Source organism: Sphingomonas oligoaromativorans (assembly GCF_011762195.1).
Lineage (GTDB): Bacteria > Pseudomonadota > Alphaproteobacteria > Sphingomonadales > Sphingomonadaceae > Solisphingomonas > Solisphingomonas oligoaromativorans.
Map to the genome: position 1 here is coordinate 367,126 of NZ_JAASQK010000002.1, position 12,470 is coordinate 379,595.

General features: G+C 67.1%; 11 protein-coding genes. 7 read left to right on the forward strand and 4 right to left on the reverse strand.

Features of this window, described 5'->3' with window-relative positions; all coding sequences use genetic code 11:
- Nucleotides 1-163 precede the first annotated feature (163 nt).
- Genes FHS98_RS05835 through FHS98_RS05845 form a run of 3 tightly spaced genes read left to right on the forward strand, consistent with a single transcriptional unit; the run spans nucleotide 164 to nucleotide 2,040 of the window.
- Entirely contained in the window at nucleotides 164-808 is a 645-nt protein-coding gene (locus FHS98_RS05835; protein WP_167101397.1) for a DUF433 domain-containing protein, read from the forward strand.
- Nucleotides 805-1,206 (forward strand): DUF5615 family PIN-like protein, encoded by a 402-nt coding sequence (locus FHS98_RS05840; protein ID WP_167101400.1) that lies wholly within the window; start codon nucleotides 805-807, stop codon nucleotides 1,204-1,206. The genes FHS98_RS05835 and FHS98_RS05840 overlap by 4 nt, the downstream gene beginning before the upstream one ends.
- 21 nt (nucleotides 1,207-1,227) lie before the next feature.
- Nucleotides 1,228-2,040, forward strand: coding sequence for a DUF4238 domain-containing protein (locus FHS98_RS05845; protein ID WP_167101403.1), 813 nt, complete (start codon nucleotides 1,228-1,230; stop codon nucleotides 2,038-2,040).
- A gap of 293 nt (nucleotides 2,041-2,333) precedes the next feature.
- Here the strand turns inward: FHS98_RS05845 and FHS98_RS05850 are convergent, their stop codons facing one another.
- Both FHS98_RS05850 and FHS98_RS05855 read right to left on the reverse strand, forming a co-directional pair.
- Nucleotides 2,334-2,474: a hypothetical protein gene (locus FHS98_RS05850; protein ID WP_167101406.1), complete on the reverse strand. Its 141-nt coding sequence runs from the start codon at nucleotides 2,472-2,474 to the stop codon at nucleotides 2,334-2,336.
- 80 nt (nucleotides 2,475-2,554) lie between these two features.
- A complete protein-coding gene (locus FHS98_RS05855; protein WP_167101409.1) occupies nucleotides 2,555-3,985 on the reverse strand; it encodes a hypothetical protein in 1,431 nt (476 codons plus the stop codon).
- 100 nt (nucleotides 3,986-4,085) lie between these two features.
- On the opposite strand from FHS98_RS05855, the gene FHS98_RS05860 reads away from it, so the two are divergent.
- Nucleotides 4,086-6,329, forward strand: coding sequence for an FdhF/YdeP family oxidoreductase (locus FHS98_RS05860; RefSeq protein WP_167101412.1), 2,244 nt, complete (start codon nucleotides 4,086-4,088; stop codon nucleotides 6,327-6,329).
- A 1-nt stretch (nucleotide 6,330) separates the two neighbouring features.
- Here the strand turns inward: FHS98_RS05860 and FHS98_RS05865 are convergent, their stop codons facing one another.
- Complete coding sequence (locus tag FHS98_RS05865; protein WP_167101415.1) at nucleotides 6,331-8,103, reverse strand: SLC13 family permease; 1,773 nt, start codon at nucleotides 8,101-8,103, stop codon at nucleotides 6,331-6,333.
- Between the two features lie 173 nt (nucleotides 8,104-8,276).
- Between FHS98_RS05865 and FHS98_RS05870 the strand changes: the two genes are divergently transcribed.
- Nucleotides 8,277-9,101: a cytochrome b/b6 domain-containing protein gene (locus FHS98_RS05870; RefSeq protein WP_167101761.1), complete on the forward strand. Its 825-nt coding sequence runs from the start codon at nucleotides 8,277-8,279 to the stop codon at nucleotides 9,099-9,101.
- The gene (locus FHS98_RS05875) at nucleotides 9,098-9,862 is read left to right on the forward strand and encodes a molybdopterin-dependent oxidoreductase (RefSeq protein WP_167101418.1); all 765 of its coding nucleotides are present in this window, start codon (nucleotides 9,098-9,100) and stop codon (nucleotides 9,860-9,862) included. Before FHS98_RS05870 ends, FHS98_RS05875 begins: the two co-directional genes overlap by 4 nt.
- A 97-nt stretch (nucleotides 9,863-9,959) precedes the next feature.
- Here the strand turns inward: FHS98_RS05875 and FHS98_RS05880 are convergent, their stop codons facing one another.
- Complete coding sequence (locus FHS98_RS05880; protein WP_167101421.1) at nucleotides 9,960-10,892, reverse strand: Gfo/Idh/MocA family protein; 933 nt, start codon at nucleotides 10,890-10,892, stop codon at nucleotides 9,960-9,962.
- A 90-nt stretch (nucleotides 10,893-10,982) separates the two neighbouring features.
- On the opposite strand from FHS98_RS05880, the gene FHS98_RS05885 reads away from it, so the two are divergent.
- A complete protein-coding gene (locus FHS98_RS05885; RefSeq protein ID WP_167101424.1) occupies nucleotides 10,983-12,374 on the forward strand; it encodes an L-serine ammonia-lyase in 1,392 nt (463 codons plus the stop codon).
- Nucleotides 12,375-12,470: the final 96 nt, after the last annotated feature.

Consider the following 12,470-nt stretch of genomic DNA (forward strand, 5'->3'; position numbering starts at 1 on the left):
GCGATCAAGCCCCCGAGACGGTGCGTCGGACGTCGATGAGAGCAAGCCGCGCAGCATGACTTGCGACTGCTTGCCGCCGCACCAGGCGCGTGGGTCCGCCAAGCGTTATGCCTTGGAGTGATATTTTCATCATGTTAAGCCGCCGACGCTTAAGGGATAGCTGGTGGACGCGAAGACAAATATCATCGGGGCATTCAGCGAGGATCAGGTCAGCCGCCTGACCGGCCTGACCCATGCCCAGCTTCGACGTTGGAACCGGAGCGGCTTCATCCGCCCGGAGTACCTGAGCGATGGCAACGCCCGCTCTCCGTTCACCTTCATCTATTCGTTCAAGGATCTGCTGAAGTTGCGCGTGTTGAACCAGCTTCGCAACGTCTACAGCGTTCCGATGAGCGAACTGCGCCGCGTCGAGGCGACGCTTGAGCACCTCGGCGATGCTAAGTGGACATCGCAGAAACTGTGGGTCCACAACCGCAAGGTGGTGTTCGAAGAACCAGAATCGCTGCGCAAGCGCGAGGTTTCAACCCGCCAATTTGTTGCCGAGATCCCGCTTGCCGTGGTCACCACCGATGCCCGTGACGACATCCGCCGGATGAACGAGCGCGAGAAGGATCAGATCGGCACGATCGAAAAGCGACGGCACGTCCATTCGTCCGACCCCGTCTTCGCTGGCACCCGGATTCCGGTATCGGCGATCGTCGATTACATCGACGCAAAATACACCGATGATCAAATCTTGGCCGAGTTTCCGGACCTGACCAAGAAAGACATTGCGGCGGCCCGTCGGCACATGAAAGAGGCTGCTTGAGCCGCGCGAGAAAGACGATCAACTTCTTCACCGACAACGACGTTTCAGACGCGGTCGGTGCCTTCCTTTCGGATTCCGGCCATCACGTCACCCGGCTGCGTGACGTGATGGTCAACACCTCGGCCGACGAGGTCATTGCCGCCGCCTGCCGCAAGAGCGGCCAGATGCTGATCACTCACAACGTGAAGCACTTCAAGCGGATCGCAAAAGACTATCAGGTCAGCCACGGTGAGGTCGACAGCCTCTGCCGGATCGAGCTCGACTGTAAGCAGTTCATCGCCAAGGATCGCATGGCCGAGGCGCTGTCGCTGATCGAGTGGGAATGGGAGCGGCTGGGCAACGAAAAAAAGGGATTTCGCATCTCGATTGGCGACAATCTCATCCGCATCCATCGGTAAATCGAGCCGATCTGGTCAGCTATGACGGGAAGAAGCGTACCCCCTAAAGCCAGCCGTACCGAGAAGGTCCAGCCAGGCAATCCTCATCAGTTGGTCATTCGCCAGCATATCTATCCCAAGGCGAGTATCGTCAGGTTCGCCACCGCCGGCGGCGTTGAACTTGTCGACTTCAAGCGTAATCGCATTCGGCGCGCTAAACCGGACGATGTCATGTTCTGTGCGGATCGGGCGTGGAGCCATGGCGCCGAAACCGGATGGATGAAGCGCATGGAGGATGACTTTCAAGCGTTGGCTCAGCTCGTGATATTGAATCTTGCGGTCATCTTCGAGTCGCCAGAAGAGAACGCCATTCGGGACTTCTACACCCTTTGGCATGCCCGAGCTGAGAGACGAAATTTGCCAGTCCAGTATGTGAAGCCCAATGGCGTTCTAGGACCAGCCACACCGCTCACCGCTGACGAGATCGAGACCCTCGAAAAGAACGGGTACATGACGACCCACGCCGATGGCTCCTTCGCTTATCGCGACTTAAATACTGCGAGCATCTCAATTCGTATGTGGCAATTGCACGAGGCGCTGGAGAGCGAGCGTTGGGGCGTGATCGTTACATCCGATGCCGAGTTCTGCGTGCCAGATACGCCAGCTCACGGGATCATCCCGATCAGCCCTTCGATCGCTCTGGTGCGCAATACCTCGTCCGGACGAGTAACCCGCGCCAACGTTGGGGAGATCAACCGCGCTATGTTTGCAGAAGCGACGAGCTACGTCTTCGCGCGGTCGCTGGCAGCCTGTCCGGGCATCGAGGCGGAGATTCAATCGATGGAATGGTCATGATGAACGCCGCATCTGCATCTTAGCCCGGCCGTCGTCCGTGTTCACCGGAGTTCTGACAATCTGCTCGCAGAGCGGAGTAGCCGCCTGACCTCAATTCAGATCGCGGCAATTCGCCACCGTGCGTCCCCAGACGACAACTTTTGACGGTACAATTGACGGTATCTGTCATCGGCGAAGAATTATTGCAACAATATTTCATGCACTTAGATTCGAGTTTTCGATCCCCTCATCCGCACCATTCTCGGCGGGCAAAGGGCGGCGCACACCCTTCGGCGCGCGCCGCCCCCGGTCGCTTAGCGCCAGTGGCAGCTCTTCACCTTGTGGTGATGAACCGTCTTCCAGGTGCAGACCTGATGGCGATGGTGCGGCGCCGCCTGCACCGCCGTGCCGGCGACCCCCATCATCGCGGCCGCCAGAATCGCGAACTTCATCATCTTCATGAGCCAATACTCCCGTCTTCCCCCGGGAAGCCCCTGTTTAACGCCCCTTTCCGACTCCTCGATGAACGGCCGCGTCAAATCGCCATCGGCCCGGCCAGCGCCCGCAGCGCCACCGACGCGACGCAGGCCGCCACCCCCAGCACCAGCCCGATCCGCAGCCTCGCGCGCGGGATATCCCGGCAGGCGGCGAGCATCACCCCCGCCAGCCCCGTCCCCGTCATCGGCCACAGATGATAGCGCAGGTCCGACGCGATGCTGACCACGGCGAAGCTCGCCGTCATCAGGCAGGCCGCGAGCGAGAAGGCGAGGCCCATCTCCCGCGCCGGCTGGGCGGGCGTTCCCAGCAGCATCCAGCCGATCGCCATCGCCAGCACCAGCCACACCGCCGGCGAACCGGCCGGCGTCTCCGCAAGGAAGGCCGCCAGCCGCTGGACCACCCTCGACGCGGCGGACTGGCGCGCGCCGAGGCCATAGGGATTGGGCTCCGATCCGCTGGGCGCGGCGGCGCTCGGCTCGTCTGGCGGGGTCGCCACGCGCAATGTCGCGTTGAGATGCGCCAGCCGATGCTCGGCATAAGCGAGCGGATGCGCCGCGATCGTCTCCGCCCAGTCGCGGATCAGGTGCGAGGGGCCGTCGGGCGAGACCAGCGCATCCCCCTGATCGCCGCAGCGCTTCGGATTGCCGAACGGATCCCAGTAGAAGGGCGTGTAGCAATGCCTGCGCTCGGCATCGGCCCATTCCTCGCGGGACAGGCCCGGCGGGGCCGCGAGCGGCGCGAAATGCGCGATGCCGGCGAGATCGAACAGCGGCAGCGTCCGCTCGACATGCGAGCGCTCGGCCCGCAACAGCGCATGGTTGACGACATCGGAGGCGCCGAGCGCCAGCAGCGTCACCACCAGCATCAGGGCCGCCCGCCACCACCAGCGCCGCACCCCGCCCCAGCGCAGGAAGCAGCAGGCCAGCGGCACCACCGCGAACACCGAATTGGCCCGCGCCAGCACCGCATAGCCGAGCAGCAGGCCCGCCAGCACGCCCATCGCGACGGGCACCGCGCGCGCCTGCAAGCGATACCAGCCGACGATCCCCGCCGCCGCCACCATCGCGGCAACCATCTGCGCATCCTTGACGACGACGAGCATCCAGTCCGCCACCAGCGGCGACAGCCCGGTCAGCAGCGCGCCCCACGCCGCCCATCGCGCGCCGCTCCGCGCCAGCCCAACGCCGAGAAGGCCCAGCCCCGCCCAGAACAGCGCCAGTTGCAGCGCCAGCATCGGCCCCGTGTCACCGAGATGCGCCGCGAGCAGCAGCGACCAGAGTCGCGCCATCACCGGCGGGTGCCAGTCGTCATAGACGCCCGCCAGCGCCTGCTCATATTGCTTCACCGTGTCATAGGCGGCGATGCCCGGCCACAGCAGCGCGAGCGAGGTGAGCCCCAGCGCGGCCGCCGCTAGCGCGACGGGCCATCCCCTTGGCCCGGCGCCGAAATCGCCCCCTTGCGCGGCCACTCTCGTCCCCTCTTTCTGTTCTTGCCCCCGCGCGTGCTTGCGACGTCCCGCCCGGAGGAGCAAGATCGCAACCGCTCCGTCCATCCCGATCGAGGCCATCATGACCGAAGAAACCACCCCCGGCGTCGAACCCTATGACGGCCCGGCCGGAGGATGGGGGGCGCTCGGCGCGGTGGCGCGTGCGGTGCGGGATCAGATGGGCACCAGCACGGACACCCGCGCGCTGCTCCAGATGAACCAGCCCGACGGCTTCGACTGCCCCGGCTGTGCCTGGCCGGACCCGAAGCACACCAGCTCCTTCGAGTTCTGCGAGAACGGCGCCAAGGCCGTGACGTGGGAGGCGACCACCAAGCGCGTCGCGCCGGAGTTCTTCGCCCAGCACAGCGTCTCGGAGCTGTGGAACTGGACCGACCACGCGCTCGAGGATGCCGGCCGCCTCACCCATCCGCTACGCTACGATCCCGCGACGGACCGTTATGTGTCGATCGCATGGGACGAGGCCTTCCAGCGCATCGGCGCCCGGATGCAGGCGCTCGACCATGCCGATCAATGCGAGTTCTACACGTCGGGCCGTGCGTCGAACGAGGCGGCGTTCCTCTATCAGCTCCTCGCCCGCGAGTTCGGCACCAACAATTTCCCCGACTGCTCGAACATGTGCCACGAGGCGACCAGCGTCGGCCTCCCCCAGTCGATCGGGGTCGGCAAGGGCACGGTGACGCTCGACGATTTCGACGAGTGCGACGCGATCTTCTGCATCGGGCACAATCCCGGCACCAACCATCCGCGCATGTTGACGACGTTGCGCGCCGCCGCGCGCCGGGGTGTGCCGATCGTGGTCGCCAACCCGCTGCGGGAGCGCGGGCTCGAACGCTTCAAGTCGCCGCAGCACGCGGTCGAGATGCTGATCCCCGGCGACGCGACGCCGCTCGCGTCGGAATATCATCTCGTGAAGGTCGGCGGCGATGCCGCGATGCTGAAGGGGATGATGAAGGTCGTGCTCGCCGCCGGCGCCGAGGACAAGGCCTTCATCGCCGGGCACACCACCGGCTTCGAGGCGCTGCGCGCCGATATCGAGGCGACCGGTTGGGACGAGATCGAGCGCCGCTCCGGCCTCGCCCGCGCCGCGATCGAGCGCATGGCGGCGGTCTATATCAAGGCGGAGCGCGTGATCCTCTGCTACGGCATGGGCATCACCCAGCATCGCCACGGCACCGAGAATGTGCAGCAGATCGCCAACCTGCTGCTGATGCGCGGCAATATCGGCAAACCCGGAGCGGGCATCTGCCCCCTGCGCGGCCACAGCAACGTGCAGGGGGACCGCACGGTCGGCATCACCGAGATCCCCAATGATGCGCTGCTCGACGGCATCGAGAAGGCCTTCGGCTTCGCACCGCCGCGCAAGCATGGCCATAACGCGGTGGAATCGATCGCGGCGATGCTGGACGGCAGCTCGCGCGCCTTCATCGGGCTCGGCGGCAATCTCGCGGTGGCGATGCCGGACCCGGAGGCCTGCTTCCAGGCGATCCGCAATTGCGACCTGTCGGTGAACATCGTCACCAAGCTCAACCGCACCTGCCTGCTGACCGCGAAGGGGGATACGATCATCCTCCCCTGCCTCGGCCGCACCGAGCAGGACATGCAGGCCAGCGGCCCGCAATGGGTGACCGTCGAGGATTCGATGTCGATGGTCCACGCCTCGCGCGGCAAGCTGAAGCCGGTCTCGCCCGATCTCCGCTCGGAGCCCGCGATCGTCGCCGGCATCGCCAGGGCGGCCTTGCCCGCCACGCGCGTCGACTGGGACGGGCTGATCGCCAACTACGATCATATCCGCGACAAGATCGAACAGGTCTTCCCCGATTTCCGCGATTTCAACGCCCGCATCCGCGTGCCGGGCGGCTTCCGCCTGACCGTCGGCGCCTCGACCCGGACATGGAACACGCCGGACGGCAAGGCGCATTTCATCCCCTTCCCCGGCATCGACGAGGATGACGGGCGCGACGACGGCCCCCTCACCCTCACCACAATCCGCAGCCACGATCAGTACAACACCACCATCTACGGCCTCGACGATCGCTACCGGGGCATCACCGGCCGGCGCGACGTGCTGTTCGCCCATGCGGACGATCTCGCCGCGATCGGCCTCGCCCATGGCGACAAGGTGGACGTGATCGCCGGCGACCGCGTGCTCGCCGGACAGACGGCGGTGGCGCACCCGATCGCGCGCGGATCGGTCGCGGCCTATTACCCGGAGGCCAACCTGCTGCTCGCCATCGACGATTATGACGGGAAGAGCGGCACGCCCTCCTACAAGTCGATCGCGGTGCGGCTCCGCCCGGCCGCCTGACTCAGGTCAGCGGCCACACCCAGGCGATCAGGGGCACGCCCACCGCGATCACCATGATCGAGAGCGGCAGCCCCAGCCGCCCATAATCCCAGAAGCGATAGCCGCCCGGCCCCATCACCAGCGTGTTGCACTGGTGGCCGATGGGGGTGAGGAAATCGCAGCCCGCACCCGTCGCCACCGCCATCAGGAAGGCGTCCGGGCTCAGATGCAGCCGCTGCGCCACGGAGACCGCGATCGGCCCCAGCACCAGCACGGTCGGCGCGTTGTGGAGGAAGGGCGAGCAGGCCATCGCCGTCACCATCAGCACGCCCAGCACGAGGATCGGCGCGGCGCCGGCCAGCAGATGCGCCAGCCCCGCCGCGATCAGCCCGGTGCCGCCGGTATGCTGCACCGCCTCGCTGATCGGCGTCAGCGCGCCGATCAGCACCAGCACCTCGGGCTCCAGCGCGTCATAGGCCTCGCGCATCGGCAGCGCGCCGATCACCACGATCGCCACCGCCGCGCCGAAGAAGGCGACCGCGACGGGGGCGACGTTCAGCGCCACCAGCAGGATCGCCGCCGCGAGGATCAGCACCGGGCCGAAGCGCTGGCGCCGGTTGCCCAGCCGCACCGCGCGCTCCGCCAGAGGCAGCAGCATCTGGCTCGCCAGGAAGGGCGGCAACGCCTTCTCGCCAGCCTGCACCAGCAGCACGTCGCCGGCGCGCAGCGTCACCTCGCGCAGCCGCTTGGTGATGCGCTGGCTGGAGCGGCCGACGGCGAGCAGCTTGATGCCATGCTCCTCCTGAAGCCGCGCGCGCTGGGCGGACAGGCCGATCAGCGGCGAGTCGGGCTGGATCACCGCCTCGACCGTGCGGACCTCCTCCTTCTCCCTCGTCTCCAGCTTCTCCTCGGAACGCGCCTGCTTGAGCGGCAGCCGCCCGAAAAGCTGGCCGAGCTCCTCGTCGGAGCCTTCCAGCACCAGCACTTCGCCCGGCGTCAGCGTGCGGTCGGGCAGCGCCGAAACCCGCTGGCCGTCGGCCCGCTCGATGGCGATCAGCGTCACGCCGCCTTTCTCCAGATCGAGATCGGCGATGGTCCTCAGTCCCTCGGGCAGATCGTCGGGGATGGTCGCCTCGGTGGTATAGATGGCGGCCGCCGCCACCTCCTCCAGCCCGGCATTCCCCGTCCGGTCGCGCGGGAGCAGCCGCCAGCAGATGCTCACCACCACCAGCCCGACCAGCGTCAGCCCCAGCCCCACCGGCGCGAAGTCGAACATCTCGAAGGGCTTGCCGATCGTCTCCTCGCGCACCTGGCTGACGATGATGTTGGTCGACGTGCCGACCAGCGTCACCAGCCCGCCGAGCAGCGACATGAAGCTCATCGGCATCAGCAGCGCCGACACCGAGCTGCCCTCCGACCGGCCGAGCTTGAGCGCGGTCGGCATCAGGATGGCGAGCGCGCCGACATTCTTGGTCAGCATCGACAGGATCGCGGTGACGCCCGCCAGCACCGGCACCTGCACGCTGAGCGACTTCAGGCGCGACAGCAGCGGGCGGATCGCCGTCTCGATCACGCCGGAACGCGCGATGCCCGCGCTCACCACCAGCGCCGAGGCGATCACCACGATCACGTCGCTGGTGAAGCCGGTGAAGGCCTGCTTGGCCGGCACCACGCCGATCGCCACGCCGACCAGCAGCGCGACCAGCGAGATCACATCGTAACGGAACCGCCCCCACGCGAACGCGGCCACGGCGCCGCCGATCAGCGCGAATGACAATATCTGGATCAGCGTCAAATGCGACTCGATAAAGCAGAGGGAGAGGGTGACGTCACGGTAGGAAAATGACGCTCCTTGATACTGAATATTGCGCCAGCCACCGGCGGGGCTAACCTTTGTAACCAAAACCACTCCATGGCCGAAATGGATGGGGAAGAGAAGCCGGAGGGTGAATGAAGGAGCGGCCCATGATGGCGAACGATGCCCCGTCGGAGGCGCCGCCCCCCGCGCGGGGCGGCGACATCGTCTATCGCCACCGCATCGCGACGCGCGTGTGGCACTGGATCAACGCGCTCAGCCTGTTCGTCATGCTGATGAGCGGGCTGATGATCTTCAACGCCCATCCCCATCTCTACTGGGGGAAATATGGCGCGAATTTCGATCATAGCTGGCTGGATATCACGCCCGGCCATCTCCGCGTCGGCCCGCTCCATATCCCCACCCCCGGCCTGCTGGGCGTGACGCCGCATGGCGGGCGCTTCGTCGCCTTCCCGCCCTGGGCGACGATCCCCGCGCATTACAACCTCGCCGGCGCGCGCCAGTGGCACTTCGCCTTCGCGTGGCTGCTGGTGGTGCCGGGGCTGCTCTACTGGGCGTGGGGTTTCGCGAGCCGCCATTTCCAGCGCGATCTCGCGCCGCGCGCGGCGGAGCTGAAGCCCTCGCACCTGCTCCATGACATCGGCCAGCACGTGCGCCTCCGCTTCCCTACCGGCGAGGCGGCACGGCGCTACAACATCCTCCAGAAGATCGCTTATCTGTCGGTGCTGTTCGTGCTGCTGCCGGGCGTGGTGCTGACCGGGCTCACCATGTCGCCCGCGATGGACGCGGCGTGGCCGTGGCTGCCGGCGCTGTTCGGCGGGCGGCCGTCGGCGCGCTCGATCCATTTCCTCTGCGCGATGGGCTTCGTGCTGTTCATCGCGGTGCATCTGCTGATGGTGGTGCTGGCCGGGCCGTTCAACGAGGTGCGTTCGATGCTGACCGGCCGCTATCGCCTGCCCAGGGAGAAAGGCGAATGACGCTGCACCTCACCCGCCGCCGGCTGATCGGCTCGCTCGGCGTGGGCGCGGGCGGCCTGATGCTGTCCGGCTGCGACAAGGTCGCGTCGTCCTCCACCGGGCAGGCGCTGCTCGGCCTCGGCGAAAAGGCCACCTATTCGGCGCAGCGCCTGATCTCCAACCGCGCGGCGCTGGCGCAGGAATTCTCCGCCGCGGACATGTCGCCGGTGTTCCGCACCAACGGCAACACCCAGCCCGCCTCCGCCGACTATGCCGCCCACGCCGCCAACAACTTCGCGGACTGGCGGCTGGCGGTGGACGGCCTCGTCGCCAACCCGATGAGCCTCTCGCTCGCCCAGATCAGGGGCCTTCCCCGCCGCACCCAGATCACCCGCCACGATTGCGTCGAGGGATGGAGCGCGATCGGCCAGTGGACGGGCCTGCCGCTGGGCATGTTGCTCAAGCAGGCGAAGCTGCGCCGCGACGCGCGTTACATCGTCTTCCACTGCGCGGATACGTTCGGCGATCACCCTTATTACGAGTCGATCGACCTGATCGACGCCTTCCATCCGCAGACCATCCTCGCCTGGGGGATGAACGGGCAGACGCTCTCGGTCGGCCACGGTGCGCCGCTCAGGCTCCGGGTGGAGCGGCAGCTCGGCTACAAGCAGGCCAAATATGTGATGCGCGTCGAGGCGGTCGCCACCCTCGCCGGCCTCTATGGCGGCAAGGGCGGCTATTGGGAGGATAATGTCGGCTACCAGTGGTATGCGGGTATCTGAAGCCCTCCCCCGTCATGCCGGACCTGATCCGGCATCCAGAGCGGCGAACCACTTCGCCTGAAGCTCTGGACCCCGGATCAAGTCCGGGGTGACGAGCCTAAAACTCGAACGCCTCCACCCGCTCATGCCGGCCGAGCAGGAAGGCGTCCGCCACCAATTCCAGCGGGCGCAGATCGACATCGCTCTCGCCCTTGCGGATCAGCTTGGCGAAATGGGCGTAGAGGCGCGCATATTCCTGCTCCGGCTCCAGCGCGATCGCCTCGCCCGCGATCTCCAGTTCGCTGCCGCCCTTGCGCAGGATCAGCGTTCCGGCATCCGTCTCGATCGCGATGTCCCAGGTCTGCGGGCCGGTCTGGAGGAAATCCAGCTCGACGCGGACCGGGGCCTCCCCGCCATGGCGCATATCGAGTTCCGCCGCGATCGGCGCGGCGCGGTTGGCGGGGACGTGCAGCACCGCCTGCTCCAGCACCAGCGCGCCGGGCAGCACCTTCGTCACGATCGACAGCGCGTTGATCGCGGGATCGAACACGCCGAGCCCGCCGGCCTCGAAGATCCACTCCTGCCCCGGATGCCAGTGGCGGACATCCTCCTTCCACGCGATGCGGACCGAGCGGACCGCCTTGTCGGAAAGCCACGCCCGCGCCGCCTCGACGCCCGGGGCCTCGCGCGAATGCCAGCTTGCGAACAGCGTCACGCCCTGCGCGGCGGCGAAGCGGGCGAGGTCGCGCACTTCGGAGACGGTCGCCCCCGGCGGCTTCTCCAGCATCAGGTGGCGCTTGGCGGCGAGCGCGGCGGTGGCGATGGCGTGGCGGCCCTGCGGCGGCGTCGCCAGCGAGACGGCATCCAGCTCCACGCCTTCCAGCATCCCCTCAATGTCGCGGAAATTGGCGATGCCGTCGACCGTCGCGTTGCGGCTCGCCGCCGCGACCAGATCGAAATCGCCGCCCTTCGCGATCGCCGGAAGATGCTGATCGCGGGCGATCTTCCCGATCCCCACCAGACCCAGCCTGAACCCCGCTTGCGCCATCATCGTCTCTCCTTCGGCGGCCAGCCCTAGCGTTATTTATCTGACAATATCAAGCGCGTGCCTTTGTCACAGGGAAAGCGCATAGCGCGCGCCATGGAGAGAAGCCTGAATACCCCGCCCGAGTCCGTGCCCGGCCCGGCCATCAGCGTGATGGACCTGTTCACCATCGGCATCGGCCCATCCAGTTCCCACACTGTCGGCCCGATGCGCGCGGCCTATGCCTTCGCGCGCCACCTGATCGACGACGGCCTGCTGCCCGTGCGCGTGAAGTGCGATCTGTACGGGTCGCTCTCGCTCACCGGACGCGGCCATGGCACCGACGGCGCCGTGCTGCTCGGCCTCGCCGGCCAGACGCCCGAGGGAGTCGATCCCGACAGCGTGCCCGCGCTGGTCGCCCGCATCCGCGAGGAGCGCACGCTGCCGCTCGGCGGCGGCCCCGACATCCCCTTCTGCGAGGCGAAAGACCTCGTCTTCCACAAGAGCTTCCTGCCCGGCCACCCCAACGGCATGGCCTTCACCGCCGTGCTGGCGGACGGCAGCCGCATCACGCGGCGCTATTACTCGATCGGCGGCGGCGCGATCCGCATGGAGGGCGAGCAGCCCGCATTGGTCAACGTCGCCGTGCCCCACCCCTTCAACTCGGCCGCCGAGCTGCTGGCGGCGGGCGACGCGACCGGGCTCGGCATCGCCGACATCGTGCGCGCCAACGAGGCGGCGTGGCGGGATGCATCCGAGACGGACGCCTTCCTCGATCGCGTCCGCGCGGCGATGTTCGGGGCGATCGATCGCGGCTGCAAGGGCGAGGGCGAACTGCCCGGCGGCCTCCGGGTCCAGCGCCGCGCCCGTGCGATCCGCGAGAAGCTGCTGGAGCGCGGCCCCCGCGCGGACCCGAGCCTCGTGTTCGAATGGGTGAGCCTCTACGCGCTCGCCGTGAACGAGGAGAATGCCGCCGGCGGCCGCGTCGTGACGGCCCCCACCAACGGCGCGGCGGGCGTGATCCCGGCCGTGCTCAAATATTACGAGGCCTTCGTCCACGGCGCGAACCACACCGGTTCACGGACCTTCCTCTACACCGCGTCGGCGATCGGCTTCCTCTACAAGAAGCGCGCCTCGATCTCGGCCGCCGAGATGGGGTGCCAGGGCGAGGTCGGCGTCGCCTGCTCGATGGCGGCGGCAGGGCTCGCGGCGGCGATCGGCGGCAGCAACCGGCAGATCGAGAACGCCGCCGAGATCGGCATGGAGCATAATCTCGGCCTCACCTGCGATCCGATCGGCGGGCTCGTGCAGATTCCCTGCATCGAGCGCAACACGATGGGCGCGATCAAGGCGATCAACGCCGCCTATCTCGCGCTCCATGGCGACGGCCGGCACATCGTGTCGCTGGATCAGGTGATCGAGACGATGCGCCAGACCGGCGAGGACATGAAGAGCAAGTATAAGGAAACCAGCCTCGGCGGCCTCGCGGTCAACGTCGTCGAGTGCTGATCTTGACATCGATAACCAATTAGGTTATAAGCTCACCCGCCACGGCGCCGATCACGCCGTGGCACGGCCGGCGCGTATCTTCCCGCCACCGGGCCA